The sequence below is a fragment of the Variovorax davisae genome (assembly GCF_030316845.1).
Lineage (GTDB): Bacteria > Pseudomonadota > Gammaproteobacteria > Burkholderiales > Burkholderiaceae_C > Variovorax > Variovorax davisae.
Map to the genome: position 1 here is coordinate 149,501 of NZ_JASZYS010000015.1, position 21,493 is coordinate 170,993.

The 21,493-nt window shown below is 69.3% G+C and carries 18 protein-coding genes; 12 read left to right on the forward strand and 6 right to left on the reverse strand.

What is annotated here, in order from left to right; genetic code table 11:
- The first annotated feature begins 74 nt into the window (after positions 1 to 74).
- Positions 75 to 2,126 (forward strand): alpha/beta hydrolase family protein, encoded by a 2,052-nt coding sequence (locus QTI33_RS28350; protein ID WP_286509762.1) that lies wholly within the window; start codon positions 75 to 77, stop codon positions 2,124 to 2,126.
- On the opposite strand, the gene QTI33_RS28355 is transcribed toward QTI33_RS28350, so the two are convergent.
- Both QTI33_RS28355 and QTI33_RS28360 read right to left on the reverse strand, forming a co-directional pair.
- The gene (locus tag QTI33_RS28355; RefSeq protein ID WP_286509763.1) at positions 2,123 to 2,569 is read right to left on the reverse strand and encodes an acyl-CoA thioesterase; all 447 of its coding nucleotides are present in this window, start codon (positions 2,567 to 2,569) and stop codon (positions 2,123 to 2,125) included. The genes QTI33_RS28350 and QTI33_RS28355 overlap by 4 nt on opposite strands.
- A 36-nt stretch (positions 2,570 to 2,605) precedes the next feature.
- Positions 2,606 to 3,520, reverse strand: a complete 915-nt coding sequence (locus QTI33_RS28360) for a LysR family transcriptional regulator (RefSeq protein WP_286509764.1) — start codon at positions 3,518 to 3,520, stop codon at positions 2,606 to 2,608.
- Positions 3,521 to 3,652: 132 nt separating this feature from the next.
- Here QTI33_RS28360 and gtdA point away from each other — a divergent pair, with 132 nt between their 5' ends.
- The 8 genes from gtdA (at position 3,653) to QTI33_RS28400 (ending at position 12,186) form a co-directional block, all read left to right on the forward strand.
- On the forward strand, positions 3,653 to 4,690 hold the full coding sequence (gene gtdA, locus QTI33_RS28365) for a gentisate 1,2-dioxygenase (RefSeq protein ID WP_286509765.1): 1,038 nt from the start codon (positions 3,653 to 3,655) through the stop codon (positions 4,688 to 4,690).
- Positions 4,691 to 4,757: 67 nt separating this feature from the next.
- Positions 4,758 to 5,462, forward strand: a complete 705-nt coding sequence (locus QTI33_RS28370) for a fumarylacetoacetate hydrolase family protein (RefSeq protein ID WP_286509766.1) — start codon at positions 4,758 to 4,760, stop codon at positions 5,460 to 5,462.
- A 20-nt stretch (positions 5,463 to 5,482) separates the two neighbouring features.
- Complete coding sequence (locus QTI33_RS28375; protein ID WP_286509767.1) at positions 5,483 to 6,697, forward strand: 3-hydroxybenzoate 6-monooxygenase; 1,215 nt, start codon at positions 5,483 to 5,485, stop codon at positions 6,695 to 6,697.
- 43 nt (positions 6,698 to 6,740) lie between these two features.
- The gene (locus tag QTI33_RS28380; RefSeq protein ID WP_286509768.1) at positions 6,741 to 7,724 is read left to right on the forward strand and encodes a Bug family tripartite tricarboxylate transporter substrate binding protein; all 984 of its coding nucleotides are present in this window, start codon (positions 6,741 to 6,743) and stop codon (positions 7,722 to 7,724) included.
- 62 nt (positions 7,725 to 7,786) lie between these two features.
- Positions 7,787 to 8,767 carry a Bug family tripartite tricarboxylate transporter substrate binding protein gene (locus QTI33_RS28385; protein WP_286509769.1) on the forward strand — a complete coding sequence of 327 codons (981 nt, stop codon included), beginning with the start codon at positions 7,787 to 7,789 and terminating at the stop codon, positions 8,765 to 8,767.
- Positions 8,764 to 10,110 carry an FAD-dependent oxidoreductase gene (locus QTI33_RS28390; RefSeq protein WP_286509770.1) on the forward strand — a complete coding sequence of 449 codons (1,347 nt, stop codon included), beginning with the start codon at positions 8,764 to 8,766 and terminating at the stop codon, positions 10,108 to 10,110. Before QTI33_RS28385 ends, QTI33_RS28390 begins: the two co-directional genes overlap by 4 nt.
- A gap of 79 nt (positions 10,111 to 10,189) precedes the next feature.
- Positions 10,190 to 11,077, forward strand: coding sequence for an acyl-CoA thioesterase (locus QTI33_RS28395; protein WP_286509771.1), 888 nt, complete (start codon positions 10,190 to 10,192; stop codon positions 11,075 to 11,077).
- The gene (locus QTI33_RS28400; RefSeq protein ID WP_286509772.1) at positions 11,074 to 12,186 is read left to right on the forward strand and encodes an NADH:flavin oxidoreductase/NADH oxidase; all 1,113 of its coding nucleotides are present in this window, start codon (positions 11,074 to 11,076) and stop codon (positions 12,184 to 12,186) included. The genes QTI33_RS28395 and QTI33_RS28400 overlap by 4 nt, the downstream gene beginning before the upstream one ends.
- A gap of 14 nt (positions 12,187 to 12,200) precedes the next feature.
- Here QTI33_RS28400 and atpE read toward each other — a convergent pair whose 3' ends face one another.
- On the reverse strand, positions 12,201 to 12,440 hold the full coding sequence (gene atpE / locus QTI33_RS28405) for a F0F1 ATP synthase subunit C (protein ID WP_286509773.1): 240 nt from the start codon (positions 12,438 to 12,440) through the stop codon (positions 12,201 to 12,203).
- Between the two features lie 218 nt (positions 12,441 to 12,658).
- Between atpE and QTI33_RS28410 the strand changes: the two genes are divergently transcribed.
- Complete coding sequence (locus tag QTI33_RS28410) at positions 12,659 to 13,612, forward strand: 5'/3'-nucleotidase SurE (RefSeq protein ID WP_286509774.1); 954 nt, start codon at positions 12,659 to 12,661, stop codon at positions 13,610 to 13,612.
- A gap of 10 nt (positions 13,613 to 13,622) precedes the next feature.
- Positions 13,623 to 14,324, forward strand: coding sequence for a hypothetical protein (locus tag QTI33_RS28415; RefSeq protein WP_286509775.1), 702 nt, complete (start codon positions 13,623 to 13,625; stop codon positions 14,322 to 14,324).
- On the opposite strand, the gene uvrA is transcribed toward QTI33_RS28415, so the two are convergent.
- On the reverse strand, positions 14,321 to 17,371 hold the full coding sequence (uvrA, locus tag QTI33_RS28420) for an excinuclease ABC subunit UvrA (RefSeq protein ID WP_286509776.1): 3,051 nt from the start codon (positions 17,369 to 17,371) through the stop codon (positions 14,321 to 14,323). The genes QTI33_RS28415 and uvrA overlap by 4 nt on opposite strands.
- Before the next feature lie 180 nt (positions 17,372 to 17,551).
- Between uvrA and ssb the strand changes: the two genes are divergently transcribed.
- Positions 17,552 to 18,073 (forward strand): single-stranded DNA-binding protein, encoded by a 522-nt coding sequence (gene ssb / locus QTI33_RS28425; RefSeq protein ID WP_286509777.1) that lies wholly within the window; start codon positions 17,552 to 17,554, stop codon positions 18,071 to 18,073.
- Positions 18,074 to 18,227: 154 nt separating this feature from the next.
- Here the strand turns inward: ssb and QTI33_RS28430 are convergent, their stop codons facing one another.
- Together QTI33_RS28430 and QTI33_RS28435 are read right to left on the reverse strand one after the other, a co-directional pair.
- Entirely contained in the window at positions 18,228 to 20,063 is a 1,836-nt protein-coding gene (locus QTI33_RS28430) for a S8/S53 family peptidase (RefSeq protein ID WP_286509778.1), read from the reverse strand.
- Positions 20,064 to 20,075: 12 nt separating this feature from the next.
- Positions 20,076 to 21,224: a phosphatase PAP2 family protein gene (locus tag QTI33_RS28435; RefSeq protein WP_286509780.1), complete on the reverse strand. Its 1,149-nt coding sequence runs from the start codon at positions 21,222 to 21,224 to the stop codon at positions 20,076 to 20,078.
- Between the last annotated feature and the right edge of the window lie 269 nt (positions 21,225 to 21,493).

Genomic DNA, 21,493 nt, shown 5'->3' on the forward strand with positions numbered 1-21,493 from the left:
CTTTGGCTTTGCCAAAGGTTCGCGCCGCGACAATGTCGGCGCACAAGAACCGACACCGACGAGGGAGACCGTCCATGGGGATAGCAATGCGCAGGCTGGCCGCCATGGCCGCCGCTTCGGCCGCCCTGGCGCTGGCCGCCTGTTCGACCGCGCCCACCGATCCGGCGCTGGCCGCGGCACAGCAGGGCGGCGCGCTGCCGCCGCTGGTGCCGATGCGGCGCTTCGTCGCCAACATCGACTATGTCGACGGCCACGCGCTGTCGCCCGATGGCAGCCGGCTGCTGTGGGCCCGGACCGTGGGCACCGACATCGGGCTGGCGGTGCGGGCGACCACCGATGCGGCAGTGCTGTCGGGCCCCGGCGTGAAGACCTTCGCCACCGGCACGCTGGCGCGGCCCGGCGTCTCCGGGCCGACCTATTCGTGGCTGCCCGACAGCCGGCACATCGCCTACCTGAAGGACTTCAGCGGCGACGAGAACACGCAGCTGTTCGTGCTCGACAGCGAGAACCCCGCGGCCAGGCCCTGGGCCGTCACGCCATGGCCCGGCGTGCGCTCGGCCTACGTGGCCCGTGGCGCGCCGGGCAGCGCGCGCTTCTACTTCTCGAACAACGGGCGCGACCGCAGCAGCATGGACCTGTTCGAGGCCGACGCCGCCACCCGCACCATCCGGGAGGTCGCGCGCAGCGAAGCCGATGGCCGTGTGCTGGCCTGGTTCATCGGCACCGACCGGCAGCTGGCCGGCCGGACCCGCCAGCTCGGCAGCGTCGACGGCTCGGACGTGGCGGTCGAGTTGCGCAACGCCGACGGCTCCTGGCGCCTGCTGCGCACCGTCAAGGCCTTCGACTTCTTCTGGCCGCACCGCATCGACCCGGAGGCCGGCCGCCTCTGGGCCATGACCAACATGGGGCGCGACAAGGGGGCCCTGGTGGAGATCGACCTGGCCAGCGGGCGCGAGCGCGTGCTGGCCGAGGATGCCGAGGTCGACCTGGACTATGCCCAGTACCCGCCGCTGCGCGGCGCGCCCTACGGCTATGCGATGGAAGCCGGGCGGCCGCGCTTCGTCTACCTCGATGCGGCGCTCGGCGCCGAGGTGGCGCAGGCGGTCGCGACGGCGCGCAGCCGGGGCTGGCTCGACGCCGAGCCGGTGCTCACGCGGCCGTCGAGCAGCGCCGAGGATGCCGGCCGGCTGGTGCTGCGCGCCGTGACCGGCGACGAGTCGGTCGAGATGCTGCTCGACCGCCCGACCGGACAGCTGACGCGCCTGACCCCGCCGCGCAAGCCCGACCCGGGCCTGTTCGCGCCGATGGAGCCGTTCGCCTTCAAGACTTCCGACGGCCTCACGGTGCATGGCTACGTGGTGCGGCCGCGCGGCGTGCAGGGGCCTGCGCCGCTGGTGGTCGACATCCACGGCGGACCCTGGGCGCGCGACGACTGGCAGCCCGCGGGCTACACCACCACCCAGATGCTGGCCAACCGGGGCTATGCGGTGCTGAAGATCAACTACCGGGGCTCGACCGGCTACGGCCGCGCCTTCATGCTGGCCGGCGCGCACGAATACAACGGACGGATGCAGCGCGACATCGCCGAGGGCGTGCAGTGGGCGATCGACCAGGGCATCGCGGATCGGCAGCGCATGGCGGTCTTCGGCGCCAGCTTCGGCGGCTTCTCGGTGCTGGCGCAGCTGATCCAGAAGCCGCACGACTACCGCTGCGGCATCGACGTCGTCGGCGTCGCCAACTGGCCGCGGGTGATCGAGAGCTGGCCGCCGTTCTGGCGCAACCGCCACTACTTCGCGATGACCTACGGCGACGTCGCCAAGCCCGATGAGCGGGCCGCGATGCTGGCCAATTCGCCGATCTCGCAGATCGACCGCATCACGGCGCCGCTGCTGGTGATCCACGGCAGCAACGACGTTCGCGTGCTGCGGCAGGACTCCGACGACGTGGTGGCCGAACTGAAGCGGCTGGGGCGGCCGGTGCAGTACATGACCTTTGCCGACGAGGGCCACAGCGTGCGCAAGTGGCGCAACCGGCTGGCGCTATGGCGCGAGGTCGAAGACACGCTGGCCACCTGCCTGGGCGGGCGCAGCAACGGCTTCGACTACTACCAGTTGATGCCGCGCTAGGCGCCGGTCGCCGCCCGGGTGGCTTCCAGGTGCAGGCGGGCCCGCTCGGCCAGCGCCATCTCGCCCGGCGTGCCGGGCGTGAAGCTGTCGACCGGCAGGGTGCGGCCGTGGGAGTCGACCGAGACGAAGACCACCAGGCACTCGGTGGTCTTGTGCATTTCGCCGCCCTTCATGTCGCCGCTGCGCACCTCGACCGAGATGTTCATGCTGCTGTTGCCGGTGTAGGCGAGGCGGGCCTCGACCTCGACCAGGTCGCCGATCATGATCGGGCGATGGAAGCGGATGCTGCCGATGAAGACCGTGACGCAATAGCGCTTGGACCAGCTGGTCGCGCAGGCATAGCCGGCTTCGTCGATCCATTTCATGACGGTGCCGCCGTGGACCTTGCCGCCGAAGTTGACGGTGCTGGGTTCGGCCAGGAAGCGCAGGGTGATGGACGACATGGATGGCCTGGACGAGGAGTGGATCGAGGACGCCGATTATGCGAGCGCCGCGGTGTTTCGGGGCGCGAACAGCTGGGCCACGGTGCGCCGCAGCCACATGTTGCCGGCGTCGGCATGGAAGCGCTCGTGCCAATGCTGCTTGACGGCGTAGGGCGGCAGCACGAAGGGCGGCTCCAGCACCCGCACCGGCTCCTGCGTCGCCAGCACTTCGCCGAGGATCCGCGGCACGATCACGATCAGCTCGGTCTGTGCCACGATCCGCGCCACGCTCAGGAAGCTCGACAGCCGCACCACCACCTGGCGCTCCAGCCCGAGCCGGGCGAGGGTCTTGTCGACGATCGCGTGGCCGGTGCCCGACGAGGCGATCACCGCATGCGCCTCGGCCTCGAAGCGGCGCCGCGTGAGCCGGGCGCCGATGCGCGGGTGGTTGCGCGCCGCCAGGCAGACGAAGTTCTGCATGAACAGCGTCTGCTGGTAGAAGCCGGCGTCGAGCTGCGGCATGAAGCCGACCGCCAGGTCGACCTCGCCGTCTTCCAGCCGGCGGCCGCTGTCGACCGAGATGATCTCGGTCTCCAGCTGCACCCCCGGCGCCTGGCGCCGCAGGTGGTCGATCAGGCCCGGGAGCAGCACCACCTCGCTGATGTCCGTCATGCAGATGCGGAAGCTGCGCCGCGCCTCGGCGGGCACGAAGCCGCCGCGGCTGCCGCGCGCCTGCTCGAGCTGGGCCAGCACCTCGCGCACATGGACCGCCAGCCGCTGGGCATAGGGCGTGGGCTGCATGCCCTGGGCGGTGCGGGCGAACAGCCGGTCGTCGAAATGGGCGCGCAGCTTGTTGAGCATGGTGCTGGCAGCCGCCTGCGCCATGCCGAGCCGCTCGGCCGCCTTGGACACGCTGCCGGTCTTGTAGACCTCGTCGAACACGGCCAGCCATTCGAGATCGAGTTTGGACATGCGGCTTGATTCGGATCAAAGCGCGCATTATCCAAAAACGCTATTCGAAGTATTGGCTGCAAGGCTTGAACAAATAGTGGTCGGAGCCAACAATCCGCTCCATCGGCGCCCCGACGCCAGGAGACACGCCCCATGAACGACCGCCGCGCCTACTACGAGCGCATCCGTCCGCTGAACCTGACCCCGCTGTGGGAGTCGCTGCATGCGCTGGTGCCGCGCGAGCCGCAGACGCCCTGCGTGCCGGCGCTCTGGCGCTACGACGAAATCCGGCCGCTGGTGATGGAGTCGGCCGCGCTGATCACCGCCGAAGAGGCGGTGCGCCGGGTGCTGGTGCTCGAGAACCCGGCGATCCCGGGCCGCTCCTCGATCACCCAGTCGCTCTATGCCGGCCTGCAGCTGATCATGCCGGGCGAGGTGGCGCCCTCGCACCGCCACGTGCAGTCGGCGCTGCGCTTCATCGTCGACGGCAAGGGCGCCTACACCACGGTCGGCGGCGAGCGCACCACGATGCATCCGGGCGACTTCATCATCACCCCCTCGTGGGCCTGGCACGACCACGGCAACGAGGGCATCGCGGGCGCGAGCGAGCCGGTGGTCTGGCTCGACGGGCTCGACATCCCGATGATCCGCTTCTTCGACGCCGGCTTCGCCGAGAACGACGACGCCCGCATGCAGCAGGTGGCGCGGCCCGAGGGCCACAGCCTGGCGCGCTTCGGCCACAACATGGTGCCGGTGCGGCATGACCATGCCTCGCCCACCTCGCCGATCTTCAACTACCCCTATGCGCGCAGCCGCGAGGCGCTGGCCCAGCTGCAGAAGCAGGAGGCACCCGATGCCTGGCTGGGCCACAAGCTGCGCTACATCAACCCGCTGACCGGCGGCTCGCCGATGCCCACCATCGCGACGAACCTGCAGCTGCTGCCGGCCGGCTTCAGCGGCAAGGCGCACCGCGCCACCGATGGCGCCGTCTACAGCGTGGTCGAAGGCCAGGGCACGGCCGAGATCGGCGGCCAGCGCTTCAGCTTCGGCCCGCGCGACACTTTCGTCGTGCCTTCCTGGGCGCCGCTGCGCCTGGCGGCCGGCGAAGAGACCGTGTTGTTCAGCTTCTCCGACCGCCCGGTCCAGCAGGCCATCGGCGTGCTGCGCGAAGCCTTCCTCGACGACGCCTGAATTCCGGGCTGCCCCGCGCAGCCATTCCCCTTGATCCCCATCGCCGCCGCCTGCGGCAGGAGCCCCCATGTCCTTCGTCCTTCCTCCCCCGGCCATCGTCGGCCTCCCCGTGGCCGGCTCGGCCGCGTTGTTCCCGGTGCGCCGCGTCTACTGCGTCGGCCGCAACTACGCCGCCCATGCGCGCGAAATGGGCTTCGACCCCGACCGCGAACCCCCCTTCTTCTTCTGCAAGCCGAACGACGACGCCTCGGTGGTGCCGGTGGCGGCCGGCACCACCGTCGCCATTCCCTACCCGGCGCAGACCGCCAACTACCACTACGAGGCCGAGCTGGTGGTGGCGATCGGCGAGGGCGGCCGCGACATCGCGGTCGACGACGCGCATCGCCACATCTACGGCTACGCGGCCGGCCTCGACATGACCCGGCGCGACCTGCAGATGAAGATGCGCGAGCAGGGCCGGCCATGGGAGATCGGCAAGGCCTTCGACTTCTCGGCCCCGGTGGGCGTGCTGCGCCCGCGCGCCGCGATGGGCGAGCTGACAACCGGCGCGATCACGCTCGAGGTCGACGGCGTACCGCGCCAGCAGAGCGACATCCGCCACCTGATCTGGTCGGTCGGCGAGGTCATCGCCAACCTGTCGACGCTGTTCGCGCTGCAGCCGGGCGACCTGATCTTCACCGGCACGCCGGAGGGCGTGGGCACGGTGCAGCGCGGCCAGACGATGTGCGTGCGCGTCGACGGCCTGGAGCCGATCTCGGTGCGGGTCGAATGACCTTGCAGAAGGTGAACATCATGGCAACCGGGAACAAGCCCTCCGTGCTGCTGGTCGGCGGCGGCATCGGCGGCATGGCGGCCGCGCTGGCGCTGGCGCGCCTGGGCCTCGGCGTCGACCTGCTGGAGCAGAGCGCCGCCATCGGCGAGATCGGCGCCGGCCTGCAGCTCGGGCCCAACGCCTTCGCGGCGCTCGACGCCCTCGGGGTGGGCGAGGCGGTGCGGCGCAGCGCGGTCTTCAGCGAGCGGCTGGTGATGATGGACGCGGTCGACTGCAGCGAGGTCGCGTCGGTGCCGGTCGGCGAGGCCTTCCGCGCCCGCTTTCGCAACCCGTACGCCGTGAGCCACCGGGCCGACCTGCACGGCGCGCTCCATGCGGCCGTGAAGCAGCAGCCGCTGATCCGCGTCCACACCGGGGCCCAGGTCGAGGCACTGGATCTCGGCGCGCGCGGGGCGACGGCGGTCACGCGCGACGGCCGCCGCTTCGCAGCCGACGCCATCGTCGGCTGCGACGGCGTGAAGTCGGTGGTGCGTGCCCGGCTGGTCGGTGATGCGCCGCGGGTCTCGGGCCACGTGGTCTACCGCGCCGTCGTGCCGGCGGCCGACATGCCCGAGGACCTGCGCTGGAACGCGCCCGTGGTCTGGGCCGGCCCCGACTGCCACCTGGTGCACTACCCGCTGCGCCAGGGCGAGCAATACAACCTGGTCGTCACCTTCCACAGCCGCGAGCGCGAGGAATGGGGCGTGAGCGACGGCAGCAAGGCCGAGGTGATGTCGTACTTCGAGGGCGTGCATGCGCGCCCGCGCCAGCTGCTCGACCGGCCGACCTCGTGGCGGCGCTGGAGCACCGCCGACCGCGAACCGGTCGCCCGCTGGAGCGAAGGCTGCGCGACCCTGCTGGGCGATGCCGCGCATCCGATGATGCAGTACCTCGCGCAGGGTGCCTGCATGGCGCTGGAAGACGCGGTCACGCTCGGCGCCGCGGTCGAGGCCTGCGACTTCGACCTCGATGCCGGCTTCCGGCTCTATGCCTCGGCCCGGGTGGCGCGCACGGCACGTGTCGTGCTGTCGGTGCGCGAGATGGGGCGGATCTACCACGCCAAGGGCGTCGAGCGGCTGGTGCGCAACGGCCTCTGGACCGGCCGCACGCCCGAACGCTTCTACGACGCGGTCGAATGGCTCTACGGCTGGCGCCCCGCGCTGTGCCTGGACGACGCGCGTGCCACGGCGACCTGATACAAAGGCGCCGGCATGTTTTAACAATCGCGAGACAAACCGAATGAAATCCCTCCTGTCGTTGATCGCCGCCGGCGCCGCGGCCCTGCTGTCCATCCCGGTGGCCGCGCAGGCGCCGGCCGCGGACTTCCCGAGCAAGCCGGTGACCATCGTCACGCCCTTCGCCGCCGGCAGCGGGCCCGATGCGGTGCTGCGGCTGGTCTCCGACAAGCTCGGCCGGCTCTGGAACCAGCGCGTGCTGGTCGACAACAAGCCCGGCGGCGGCGGCTTCATCGCGATCGAGCAGGCCAGGCGCGCCGCGCCCGACGGCTACACGCTGCTGCAGCTCGACAGCGAGCACATCGCCGCCCTGCCGCACTTGTACAAGTCGCGCAACTTCGTGACCCTGCAGCATTTCGACCCGGTGGCCTCGCTGTTCCGCACGCCGTTCTTCGTCGCCGTGCCGACCGACTCGAAGTGGAAGACCATGGGCGACCTGGTGGCCGCCGCCAAGGCCCAGCCGGGCCAGGTCAGCTACGGCTCGTGGGGTGTCGGCAGTCCGGGCCACCTGGGCGGCCAGCAGCTGGAGGCGCTGACCGGCACCCACATGCAGCACGTGCCCTACCGAGAGGTCTCGCAGCTGTTCGCCAACGTGGGCTCGGGCGAGGTGGCGTGGAGCTTCGCCAGCCTGCCGTCGAGCCAGGGCATCTACAAGGCCGGCAAGCTGCGCTACATCGCGATCGCGGCGCCCCGGCGCATCCCGCAGATGCCCGACGTGCCCACCATGGCCGAATCCGGCGGCCCGGCCGGGCTGGAGGTGAATTCCTTCGTCTCGCTGCTGACGCCCAAGGGCGTGCCGGCCGCGATCCGGGCCCGGATCAACGCCGACGTCGCCAAGGTCATCGCCGACCCCGAGATCCGGGCCCGCTTCGACACCTTCGCGTTCGAGCCGCTGGCCTGGTCGCCCGAGGAGATCGAGCGCAACGCCGAAGCCAAGTCGAGGATCTACGGCGATCTGGTGCGACGCGGCAACATCAGCCTCGAATGACGTCTCGTTACAAGAGCGGGCTATCCTCGGGTTCTCGTTCGTTCCTCCTTCCTCCTTCCGCCATGCATCCCACCCAGAGAGCCCTCCTGATCGCTGCCGCCTGCGGCATCGCCACCGCCGCCCTGCCGTTCGCCGCCTCGGCGCAGGGCGCGGCCTGGCCGACCAAGCCGATCCGGCTGATCGTCGGCTTTCCCGGCGGCTCGACGCCCGACATCGCGGCCCGCACCATCGCCGAGCCGCTGTCCAAGGCGCTCGGCCAGCCGGTGGTGGTCGACAACAAGCCGGGCGCCTCGGGCAACATCGCGGCCGACCAGGTGGCCAAGGCGAGCGACGACCACACGCTGGGGATCGTCATCAACGGCAACCTGACCTCGTCGAAGATGCTGTACCCGAAGCTGCCCTACGACCCGGGCAAGGACTTCACCTACCTGTCGCTGATCGCCACCGCGCCGCTGGTGCTGGTGGGCCAGGCGAGCCTGCCGACCGGCGCCGCCTTCTTCGACGCCGCGCGCAAGGGCGGCGACAAGTGGAGCTACGGCTCGGTCGGCGTCGGCTCGGTGGGGCACCTCGGCATGGAGTTGCTCAAGAGCAAGGTGCCGGGCCTGAAGGCCGAGCACGTGCCCTACCAGGGCAACCCGCAGGTCATGACCGACCTGATCGGCAACCAGATCCAGATGGCGCTGATCCCGCCCGGCGTGGCGCTGCCGCAGGTCAAGGCCGGCAAGGTCAAGGCGGTCGGCCTGACCAGCGGACGCAGCACGCTGGCGCCCGACGTGCCGGCGCTGGCGGACGCGGGCGTGCGCGACTTCAGCCTCGAAGTCTGGACCGCGCTGGTCGGCCCGGCCAGCCTGTCGAAGACGGCGCAGGACCGCATCACGAAGGAACTGGCGACCATCATGAAGTCGCCCGACGTGCGCCAGAAGCTGTTCGAGCAGGGCTGGCAGGCGGTCGGCACCTCGCCCGACGGCATGCGCACGCGGGTGAAGGAAGAAGCAGCCATCATGACCAAGATCATCTCGACCAACGGAATCAAGCTCCAGTGAGCCAGGCCGTCGTCGAACCGCAACGCACGCTGCCGGTCTTCGGCGAGTACGACGTCGTCGTGGTCGGCGGCGGGCCGGCCGGCATCGCTGCCTCGGTGAGCGCGGCGCGCCATGGCGCCCGCACCTTGCTGGTCGAGCGCTACGGCTTCCTCGGCGGCATGGGCACCGCCGGCGGCGTCACCAACTTCGCCGGCCTCTACGGCCGGCGCGACGGCGAGATGACCCAGCTGGTGCATGGCGTGGCCGACGACCTGCTGGCGCGCATCGGCGCCCTGGGCGGCCTCAACCAGCCGCAGGACGGCATGCAGGGCCGCATCCGCGTGCGCTCCTACGACACCTCGGTCTACAAGTGCGCGGCCGACCAGCTGCTGCTGGACGCCGGCGTGCAGCTGCTGTTCCATGCGCTGGCCGCTGCGGTCGTGATGGACGGCGCGCGTATCGCCGCGCTGGTGGTCGAGACCAAGTCGGGCCGCCAGGCGATCCGCGCCAATGCCTTCGTCGACGGCAGCGGCGATGCCGATGTCGCCGCCTTCGCCGGCGTGCCCTTCGCGGTCGGTGATGGCCGCGGCAGCGGCCTGTTCCCCTCGACCATGTTCCGGGTCGGCCATGTCGAGGCGGCGCGCGCGCTGGCCGCAGTGGGCGAATTCAAGGCCATCAACGACCTGATGCAGCAGGCGCGCGAGCGCGACCCGAGCGCCTACCGCTTCCCGCGCGAGGGCGCGATCCTGCGACCGCAGATCGATCCACGCGAATGGCGCGCCAACGTGACGCAGATCCGCAATGCCGAAGGCGGCGCGATGAACGGCGTCGATGCCCGCCAGCTCAGCGACGGCGAGGTCGAGGGCCGGCGCCAGATCGGCGAGTTCTTCCGCTTCCTGAAGGCCGAGGTGCCGGGCTTCGAGCAGTCGGCCATCGTCGAGATCGCGCCCCAGGTCGGGATCCGCGAGACCCGGCGCATCGAGGGGCTGTACGCGCTGACCGGCGAGGACATCCTGTCGTCGGCGCGCTTCGACGACAGCATCGGCATCAACGCCTGGCCGATGGAGGTGCACGCGGCGGGCCGCATCGAGTGGGCTTTCCCGCGCGACCCGCGGCGCACCTTCAACCAGCTGCCCTGGCGCATGCTGGTGCCGCGCGGAGTCGACAACCTGCTGGTGGCCGGCCGCTGCGCCTCGATGACCCACGAGGGCCAGTCGGCGGCGCGCGCCAGCGGCGGCTGCTTCGTGATGGGACAGGCCGCGGGCACGGCCGCGGCGGCGCTCGGCGCCGGCCGCTTCGCCGAGGTCGAGGTGCCGGCGCTGCAGCGCCAGCTCGCGGCCGACGGCGCCGACCTGGACCGCTGAAGGTCGGCTGACAGCCGCGAGACAGCGCGGCGGCCCGGTCTTTGCTATCGTGGCAAGCTCCCATTTTCCCGCCTCCCCGATGATTGATCCTTCCACCGCCGCCCGCGTCGTCGCCGACCTGGTCGCGCTGATGCGCCTGGAAACCCTGGGCAACGACCGCTTCCTGGCCCAGAGCGAAGACATCGGAACCCCCGCCGTCTTCGGCGGCCAGGTGCTGGGCCAGGCCCTGATGGCCGCCAGCCGCACGGTCGAGGCCGACCGGCCGGCCCACTCGATGCACGCCTACTTCCTGTTGCCCGGCGAGCACGCGCCGATCGAGTATGCGGTCGACCGCGTGCGCGACGGCCGCAGCTTCACCACCCGCCACGTGGTGGCGCGCCAGGGCGAGCGCATCATCTTCGAGATGTCGGCCTCGTTCCAGACCGTCGACGACGGCATCGAGCACCAGTTGCCGATGCCCGCCGCGGCCGGCCCGGAGGGCCTGGCGAGCGAACTCGAGCAGCGCATCGCGATGGGCGAGCGCCTGCCCGAACGCTGGCGCGACAAGGGCGTGGCGCCGCACGGCCTCGAGTACCGCCGGGTCGACCCCGACGACCTCCTCGCGCCCGAGGTGCGGCCCGCCGAGAGCGCGCTCTGGATGCGCGCCATCGCGCCGCTGCCCGACGACCCGAACCTGCACCGCGCGCTGCTGGCCTATGCCTCGGACCACGGCCTGCTCGGCGCGGCCATGCGGCCCCACGGGCTCAGCTTCATGAGCGGCCAGGTGCGGCCCGCGAGCCTGGACCACGCGATGTGGTTCCATCGCGACTTCCGGCTCGACGACTGGCTGCTGTACAGCCTCGACTCGCCGAGCGCGAGCGGGGCCCGCGGCCTGTGCCGCGGCAGCATCTTCGCGCGCGACGGCCGGCTGGTCGCGTCCACCGCCCAGGAGGGGATGCTGCGGGTGCGGCGCCCCGAAAGCCCATGAGCGCCTTGTTCTCCCCTTTCGCGCTCGGCCCGCTGGCGCTGCGCAACCGCATCGTGATCGCGCCGATGTGCCAGTACTCGGCCGAGGACGGCAATGCGGCCGACTGGCACCTGATCCATCTCGGGCAACTCGCGCTGTCGGGCGCCGGGCTCTTGATCATCGAGGCGACCGCGGTCGAGGCGCCGGGGCGCATCACGCTCGGCGACCTCGGCCTCTACAGCGACGCCAACCAGGCGGCGTTGGCGCGGGTGCTGGCGGCCGTCCGGCGGCATTCGCGCATCCCGGTGGCGATCCAGCTCGGCCATGCGGGGCGCAAGGCGTCCAGCCATGTGCCGTGGGACGGCGGCCAGTGCCTGGCGTCGGCGCAGGGCGCCTGGCAGACGGTCGCGCCTTCGGCCCTGCCGCACGCACCCGGCGAGCCCCCACCCGCGGCGCTCGATGCCGACGGGCTGGCGCGCGTCAAGGCGGCCTTCGTGCGGGCGGCGCAGCGCGCCGATGCGCTCGGGCTCGATGCCATCGAGCTGCACGCGGCGCACGGCTACCTGCTGCACCAGTTCCTGTCGCCGATCGCGAATCGCCGCGAGGACGATTTCGGCGGCTCGCCCGAGAAGCGCATGCGCTTTCCGCTCGAGGTCTTCGAGGCCGTGCGCGCGGCCGTGCCGCAGCGCATGCCGGTCGGGGTCCGGATCTCGGCCACCGACTGGGTCGAGGGCGGGTGGGACGTCGAGCAGAGCATCGCCTTCGCCCAGGCGCTGGCGCAGCGCGGCTGCAGCTTCGTCCATGTGTCGTCGGGCGGCGTCTCGCCGCAGCAGAAGATTCCGGTCGGCCCCGGCTACCAGGTGCCGCTGGCCGAGCGCATCCGCGCCGCGGTCGATGTGCCGGTGATCGCGGTCGGCCTGGTCACCGAGCCGCGGCAGGCCGAAGCCATCGTCGCGGCCGGGCAGTCCGACCTGGTGGCGCTGGCCCGCGCCATCCTGTTCGAGCCGCACTGGCCCTGGCGCGCCGCCGCCGAGCTCGGCGCCCAGGTCGAGGCGCCGCCGCAGTACTGGCGTTCGCAGCCGCGCGAGCTGAAGGCCTTGTTCGGCGACGCCCGCATCGGCCAGCGCTGACGGCGCCGGGGCCGCTACCGGAACGGGTTGGCGGTCGCGAACCACAGGCCGATGCCGGTGGCGATGATGAAGGCGCCGTCGGTGACGCCGGCGATCAGGAAGAACAGCGTCTGCAGCGTGTCCTTGAGCTCGGGCTGCCGCGCCGTGCCTTCCAGCAGCTTCGCACCCACGATGCCGATGCCGATGCACGAACCCACGGCGGCGATGCCGATGAGAAGGGCCACTGCGAGGGGGAGGATGTCGAAGCCGGTCATGGTGCGCTTTCGTTGGCCTGGGAGGTTCGGCCTGGTGGCTGCCGGTGCCACCCTGGCCCCGGCTGGCCTCCAATGTCGCGCGGCGCCTGCGCGGCGTCGATGACCTGGCAGGTCATGGCGCCGGCCATGTCACGGGACCGTCACCTGGCGTGGGCAAGATGCGCGGCGTCTTCGCATCAACGGCGATGCGGGCACTCCCGCACGAACCTCCTTCTCCCATGAAACTTCGCCTTGCCGCCACCGCGGCCCTGCTCGGCCTGGCCAGTCCGGCCTTCGCCCTCAACATCCTGCTGTCCAACGACGACGGCCTGACCAGCAACCTCAAGGCCCTCTACGAGGCGCTCAAGGCCGACGGCCACGACGTCATCGTGTCGGTGCCGTGCACCGGGCAGAGCGGCCGCGGTGCGGCGATCGTGATGTACAGCACCAGCACGATCATCCCCGACAACGACAAGACGCAGGTCGATGCCGAAGGCGGCTGCCACAACGGCGCCGCCGCCACCGGCGCGCCGGCCGTGGGACCGTTCACCAAGGCCGGCTACACCGGCGGCGACTACAACTACGTGCATGGCACGCCGGTGATGGCCACGATGTACGGCCTCGACGTGCTGGCCAAGGCCCGCTGGGGCAAGAACCCCGACCTGGTGCTGTCGGGCCCCAACGAAGGACAGAACACCGGCCATGTCGTGAACAGCTCCGGCACCGTGGGCAATGCCCAGTTCGCCGCCGGCCGCGGCCTGCCGGCCATCGCCCTGAGCGCCGGCGCCGACACCGCCGACAACACCGGCCTGGCCAATGTCTACTCGCCCGTGGTGGCCCAGCTGTCGGTCAAGCTCGTGAAGGAACTGCAGGCCAAGGCCGGCAGCGGCCCGCTGCTGCCCGACGGCGTGGCGCTGAACGTCAACTTTCCCAATGCACCGACCCCGGGGCTGGCCTGGGCCTTCTCGCGCCACGGCAGCTACGAGCAGTACGTCCTGAAGTTCAACAACACGCCGGGCGCCTACGGCATCGGCGGCGCCGCCGGCACGGCCGCCACCGCCGCGCAGGCGGAGGACGAGGCACTGGTGTCGAAGACCAAGGTCTCGGTCACGGCGATGCAGGTCGGCTTCGACCACCGTCCGGCCGGCCAGCAGTGGCTGCGCCTGCGCCTGCGCGACCTGCTGGGCCAGTGAGATGCGCAGCATGAATCGCAAGTTCGGATGGACCTCCGTCTGCGCCGCGGCGCTGCTGCTGGCGGCCTGCGGTGGCGGCGGCGGCAACGGCTTCGTGCCCGCGGCCGGCGCACCCGCGTCGACGACGCCCTCGACGGGCACCGGCGCCACGCCGAAGGTGAGCGTCGACGACCTGGCCACCGGCAGCTATGTGGTCAGCAGCGGCGATGCGAGCGCGCCCACCGTCGGCAAGTACTACGCCGCGGCGGACGGCAGCCGACTGCTGGTGTTCGGCGACAGCGACGACCGGGCCAGGCAGAGCTACCGGCGCGAGGCGGGCGGTGCCTGGGTCGGCGTGCCGACCGCCGACAAGGACGTGAGCGTGACCCTGCTGCAGAGCAACGCGGTCGCCGCTGCCGGCGTCGAGCTCGCGCAACTGGCCGGGCACTACCGGGTGCAGACGAGCGCAGGCGTGATGGCCGACTTCAGCGTGGCGGCCGACGGCGCCATCACGGCCGGCAGTTCGGCCTGCAAGCTGTCCGGCAAGCTGTCGCCGGGCGTGCTGCCGAACACGCTGAAGCTCGGCCTGGCGGCCAGCACCGAGGCCTGCGGCGGCCTGCCCGCCGCGGCCACGGGCGTGCTCGCGGTCGACACCGACTACGCCCCCGCGAAGTTCCGGCTGCTGGCCGACAACGGATCGCAGCTGGTCGACCTCTGGGCCTACGCCGACTAGTTCAGCAGGCGCTTGAGATAGCGCCCGGTGTGGCTGGCCTCGTTGGCGGCGATGTCCTCCGGCGTGCCGACACCCACCACGGTGCCGCCGCCGGCGCCCCCCTCCGGCCCCATGTCGATCACCCAGTCGGCGGTCTTGATGACGTCGAGGTTGTGCTCGATCACCACGATCGTGTTGCCGGCATCGCGCAGCTGGTGCAGCACCTTCAGCAGCAATTCGATGTCGGCGAAGTGCAGCCCGGTGGTCGGCTCGTCCAGGATGTAGAGCGTGCGGCCGGTGTCGCGCTTGCTGAGTTCGAGCGCCAGCTTGACGCGCTGCGCCTCACCGCCCGACAGCGTGGTCGCCGACTGGCCGAGCTTGATGTAGCTGAGGCCGACGTCGAGCAGGGTGCGCAGCTTGCGCTCGATGGTCGGCACCGCCTTCAGGAAGTCGTGCGCGGTCTCGACCGTCATGTCGAGGATCTGCGCGATGTTGCGGCCCTTGTAGAGCACCTCCAGCGTCTCGCGGTTGTAGCGCTGGCCGTGGCAGACCTCGCAGGGCACGTAGACGTCGGGCAGGAAGTGCATCTCGACCTTGACCACGCCGTCGCCCTGGCAGGCCTCGCAGCGGCCGCCCGCGACGTTGAAGCTGAAGCGGCCCGGCCCGTAGCCGCGCTCGCGCGCGGTGTTGGTCTCGGCCATCAGCTCGCGGATCGGCGTGAACAGGCCGGTGTAGGTGGCCGGGTTGCTGCGCGGCGTGCGGCCGATCGGCGACTGGTCGACGTTGATCACCTTGTCGAAGTACTCGATGCCCTCGATCGCCTCGTGCGCGGCCGGCTCCTCGTGCGCGCGGTACAGGGTGCGTGCGACCGCGCTGTAGAGCGTGTCGTTGACCAGCGTCGACTTGCCCGAGCCCGAGACGCCTGTCACGCAGGTCAGCAGGCCGACCGGGAAGGCGACGCTGACGTCCTGCAGGTTGTTGCCGCTGGCGCCGATGACGCGGATCTCCTGCAGGTCTGACTGCGAGGCCAGGTGCGCCGCCTCGCGCGCCGCGCGCCGCTCGGCCGCCGGGCTGGGCGGAAAGCGCGGGGGCTTCTTGCCCTCGTGGAAGGCCCGTGTCGCCACCACCGGCAGCCAGGGCGTGCGCCGTGCCGGCACTTCGATCTTCTTCGCGCCCGAGAGGTACTGGCCGGTCAGCGAGTCGGCGTTGCCTGCGACCTCGGCGTAGGTGCCCTGCGCCATCACCCGGCCGCCATGGATGCCGGCGCCCGGCCCCATGTCGATCACGTGGTCGGCGGCATGGATCATGTCCTCGTCGTGCTCGACCACGATCACGCTGTTGCCGATGTCGCGCAGATGGCGCAAGGTGCCGATCAGCCTGTCGTTGTCGCGCTGGTGCAGGCCGATGCTGGGCTCGTCGAGCACGTACATCACGCCCGTCAGTCCGGAGCCGATCTGCGAGGCCAGCCGGATCCGTTGGGCTTCACCGCCCGACAGCGTCTCGGCGCTGCGGTCCAGGCTCAGGTAGTTGAGCCCGACGTCGTTCAGGAACTTGAGCCTGAGGCCGACCTCGCGCACCACCTTGTCGGCGATCTCGGCCTTGGCGCCGCGCAGCTGCAGCTGCTGGAAGTAGGCCAGGCTGTCGCGCAGCGTGGCGCGGCTGATCTCGTAGATCGCCATGCGCTTCGGCTCGGGGCCGGACTCGTCGACCAGGAACACGTTGCGCGCCTCGGGCCGCAGGCGGCTGCCTTCGCAGTCGGGGCAGGGCTGCATGTTGCGAAAGCGCGAGAGGTCTTCGCGCACCATCGCCGAGTCGGTTTCGCGGTAGCGCCGCGCCATGTTCGGGATGATCCCTTCGAAGGGGTGCTTGCGCACCAGCTTCTTGCCGGCCTGCTGGCCGCTGTCCATGACGTAGCTGAACTTGATCTCTTCCTGCGCCGAGCCGTGCAGCACGGCTTGCTGGACCGAGGCGGGCAGTTCCTCGAAGGGCTTGTCGATGTCGAACTTGTAGTGCTTGGCCACGCTCTCCAGCATGCTGAAGTAGTAGCCGTTGCGCCGGTCCCAGCCCTTGATCGCGCCGCTGGCGAGGCTCAGCGACGGGAAGGCGACCACCCGCGCCGGGTCGAAGAACTCGCGATGCCCGAGGCCGTCGCAGCTGGGGCAGGCGCCCACCGGCGAGTTGAAGGAGAACAGCCGCGGCTCCAGCTCGGCCAGCGAATAGTGGCAGATCGGGCAGGCGAACTTGGCGTTGAACAGGTGCTCGCGCGCCGGCTTCGGCGCCGGCGCCGCTTCGGGCTCGCCTGCGGGGGCGTCCATCTCGAGCGCGATCGCGCGGCCGTCGGCCAGCCGAAGCGCAGCCTCGAAGCTCTCGGCCAGGCGCTGCTGCATGTCGGGGCGGGCGCGCAGGCGGTCGATGACCACGTCGATGTCGTGCTTCTCGGTCTTCTTGAGCTTGGGCAGGTCGTTGTATTCGAAGGTCTGGCCGTCGACCCTGAAGCGGATGTAGCCCTGGGCCTGCATCTCGGCGAACAGTTCCAGGAACTCGCCCTTCTTCTCGCGCGCCACCGGCGCCAGGATCATGAGGCGCGGCTCCTCGGGCAGGGCGATCACGGCGTCCACCATCTGCGACACGGTCTGCGCCTGCAGCGGCAGGTGGTGGTCAGGGCAGTAGGGCGTGCCGGCGCGGGCGTACAGGAGGCGCAGGTAGTCGTGGATCTCGGTCACCGTGCCCACGGTCGAGCGCGGGTTGTGGCTGGTCGCCTTCTGCTCGATGCTGATGGCCGGCGACAGGCCCTCGATCATGTCGACGTCGGGCTTGTCCATCAGCTGCAGGAACTGCCGCGCATAGGCCGACAGGCTCTCGACGTAGCGCCGCTGACCCTCGGCATAGAGCGTGTCGAAGGCCAGGCTCGACTTGCCCGAGCCCGACAGGCCGGTGATCACCACCAGCTTGTTGCGCGGAATGTCGAGGTCGACGTTCTTGAGGTTGTGCGTGCGCGCGCCGCGGATGCTGATGCGCTGCTGCGCCAGCACGGCGCCGAGGTAGGCGTCTTCGGGGGGGAGATTCACGGGGCGGTCGATTTTGGGCAACCGGACATGATACGACCTGGGCGCTTTTCTGGCCTGCAGGCGGTTTCGTCTGGTTTCCAACGCGGACGATTCCGCGGCGGCACCCCGGCCCGGCGCATGCGGCACAATCTCCGGTTCTCTTTTTCCTTCTCCTCCATCCATTCATCAGGGGCAGTGCACATGGCATCGGTCAACAAAGTCATCCTCGTCGGCAACCTGGGACGCGATCCCGAAACCCGTACCTTTCCCAGCGGCGACCAGGTCTGCAACGTGACCCTGGCCACCACCGACAAGTGGAAGGACAAGCAGAGCGGCGAAATGCGCGAGGCCACCGAGTGGCACCGGCTGGTGTTCAACGGCCGGCTGGCCGAGATCGCCGCGCAGTACCTGCGCAAGGGCTCGCAGATCTACGTCGAAGGCCAGATCCGCACGCGCAAGTACAACGACAAGGACGGCGTCGAGAAGTACGCCACCGACATCCGCGTCGACCAGATGCAGATGCTGGGCAGCCGCCAGGGCCAGGGCGGTCCGTCGGGTGGCGGGGACGACGACGGCGGGTACTCGCAGGGTGGCGGCGGTGGTGGCGGCGGCTATTCGCGTCCGCCGGCAGCGGCGCCCCGTGCGCCCGCGCCGGCACCGCGCCAGGCGCCGGCCAAGTCGTCGTCGGGCTTCGACGACATGGACGACGACATTCCGTTCTAAAAACCTGATTTGTCGGGTTTTTGTTGACAGTGAGCCCGTTCTCCGAGAGGAAGCGGGCTTTTTTTCCACGCGTGAGCGAGCGGCGAACACCCCATTCACGCGGCGTGCACGACCCTGGCGCCGCTCTATCGGGAGTCTTCGCCGAATCACCAGTTCAAGTCGGAGGGTTCAAGGCAGGGTCGCAGTCCAGGCATCCTTTCCCCACACGCTCCTTGCGGTACGGAATGGGCTTGGTGGCTGGCGGATTCAGGTTGTGTGCGAGTTTCCTGCCCAACTGCGGCGCAGCCGTGCTGGTTCCGACGAGCACGGTCGTCGTTCCGGAACGAACGCCAGTTGCGCGGACACCAGGCCTGGCAGCGGACCGGTCGGTCATGCACGCATAGTCGGGTTTCTCGACCGTGCCCCGCGTTGGCCCGGACGACGAATAGGGCGCACTCTCGAGTGGCTTCGCGACATACCCGGCAGCGACATATGTAGACGTTCCGGTCCCGATCCCATTGATTGTCCCGCTTCGACGAACTGCCGAATCGATCACCTCATCGTAGCGATGGGCCGGTGCAACGTAGCGCCCGCTCTCGAGGGCCGCATCGGTAAGCTGGCTTGCCTTCGCCTTGCGCCGGGCTCCCATGTTGTGGTCGGCGCGTGCCACGTAGACGTGGACCGCGCCATCTACACCGCTGGGCGTGGGGTCGATCTCTATCCTCCATCGTCCATGCGGGCCCCAATGGCCGCTATTCCCCGGGCCGCCGGTGGGATGGACGACGACCAGTCCCCGTACGCCTGAACCCACGGCCTTGAGCTTGACCCACCAAGTGTTGTTCGGGCCGTACTGCCTGACAGGCGAAGCGTCTATTGCGGGTCCGGAAGGAGGCGCCACGCGCAGACGAGCGTCGCTCACCGAAACACCAGGCGGCCACCTGAACTCGATGAAAGCAGGAATCTCGCCATCCGGGGGAACGATCCAGTCGACCTCGCCACCATGCGAGTAGTCAATGCGAGCATGGGAATCGGAGCCGAAGGAATTTCCGGCAGGCAACGAGACGATGAGGGTGCGCCCAGCGTGGTGGACCTTCTGTTCGAGGACGAGCGTGTCGATCGCCTTTTCGAGGGGGGACGATCCGTCGTGCGGCCCCGTCTGAGGCCCCCAACTGATGTTGGCGACGATCGTTTTCGTGGCCTTTCCCGCACACTCCACGATATAGAGCAGGCCCTCGAATGCAAAGCGCTTGAGCCAGAGCCCGGTGGGGTCGTCGACGCAGTTTCGTGGAAACTGCACGAAGACGATTTCCCAGGACTCCGATCCGGCCAACAGATCCATCACATGCGTCCCATGCGAGGCCGCGCGTCGCAGCCCGATCAGGCCCGCCTCGCGGTAAGCCTCGTCCTGCGTGTTGAATGAGGTCGGGTGGATGAAGTCGAGATCGGCTTTTGAAAATTGACCGCCATAGCCAAAGTTCGCTGCATTCGACGGCCCGTTCGGGGGTGCCAATGGAGCGCCGCGAGCCTCGTCGTCCTGGTTCCAAAGCCAGACGACGCGGGTTCCGTTCGCCTGCTGGAATCGCGCATTCGCGAAGGAACAACCATCGTCCAGCACCGCCGCAAGTACCTTTCCTCCGGAGACTTCCTTGGATCGATTGGCGTACACGCGCTCGACCTTGGCGACCGGGGCGGCGAGTTCGATCACCTCCGCCAGGGTCGAAACCGCGACCAGGAATTGCCTGATGAGCGCCCTCGGAACGGTGAGGGCCCAGAACAACCGGGTCTTGACCGCTCTCCGTTCGCCACGTCTCAAGTAAATGCCAGGGACAATGATGTCCAGTCCTGTCACTTTGTCCAAGCCCTCTTGGGCGCTGTCTTGATCCTTCCACTGGATCAACACGCCAATCGAATCGTGCCTCTTGAAGAAATACTCGAAGCGCGTGTCGTACCCCCAGTCGAAGTACAAGTCGCTTTTCTCGAGCGCCGAACGGAGTGCGGATCGCGCGTCCATGGCTTGCTTTCCTCAGGCAAGGTCCCACTCGGCGAGCGCAAGGCTCATGAGTTTCTCCAGGTAGTCCGACGTGGTCACGTCAACCTCACTCCCCTGTGTGCCGCCCTGCGGAACATCCGGCCCGTCTCCGAGAAAATCGTATGTGGCCGCTGAGCCCGGCGTGGTGGGCGGCGCAAACGTTCTTTCGTGGCAGGTAGCCAAGGTGTTGTTCTCGTCGATCGACACCTTGCTCATGCAAAGGAAAAACTCCCCAAGCGTCAGACCGAGCATTTGCCCGGCAGGGGCATCGACTGGAAAGTGCACTCCGGCGACCACGCGGTTGACGCTGATGCGGCGAGCCTGCCTGAGCAACTGCGTGCGGGTCGGATGAGGATTCGGAACTCTCAACAACCCCATGAGCGCAACGACGACTGCAAACGCCTGCGCCGCGTGGCCCATGGGGTACGTGCCATGTCCCGGCGTAGAGATGATCGGCTGGACTTGCGGTGAGAAATCCACGGGTCGATAGCAGGCGAACGCATGCTTGAACATCAGTTCCACTTCCACTGTGAATTGAATCGCCACCATCAGCCATTCCGTCGTCCATTTCTTGCGCGCGACGTTGAGGCCTGTCACGGCAGCTATGAACGCAAACTGATTGTCGATCTGGGCAAGAATCTCCAAGGCCCGCTCATCCCTCAGTTCAGCCCAACTCTGGACTTTTGCGAGTTGGCCTGCGAAGAAGTCCTGGTCGGGTCGAGTCAGGGTGACCAGGGGGACGGCCTTCGTTCCTCCCGTAGCAGCCGGATCGGGCGAATCCCGGTAAATGACCTTGAAGCCGTCAGCGCCAACGACCTGGTACGTCAGGTGGCGCGTCAACTCGGTGACCGCCACCGTTGACCTGACCCAGGGGTCCCATCGAACGAGAGCACCGGGCTCGTCGAGGCCGATCGAGCCTGGATTGGACGGGGGCGGAATGAGTTTCTGGAGGCCTGCGTGGTTGGTCCTGTCCATCGTCCCATCGCGACTCGACAGCAACGCACCAACCACCACTGGATTCGCCCAGGCGTCCGCGAGAGACCCTGAGCCTGGCATTCCTCCGAACCCTCCGGCTCCGCCAAAGCCGCCAAAGCCTCCAAAACCGCCGAAGCCGCCTTGTGTGAATCCGCCTAGTTGAGCCATGTTCACCTCCTGGTTGTTGATCTTTGTTCCAGGGCTTGCCTTTGGCCGGGCTCGGTCGCATGTTCTCCCGCGTGGATGATGGCGAAGGGATTCACCTCATGCACAACGCGCGATGCGATCCCAAGTCGAATCTCATCTCCAATCGGCACATTGCCTTGGTGATCGGAATTCCGCATCCTCAGCTGGGTGGATGTGTCGGGCTGCAGACGCTATGTGGCGTGGACGTTTTTAGTGGGCATTGCCGTTCTGGTCAGGCTCACGCCCTTCGG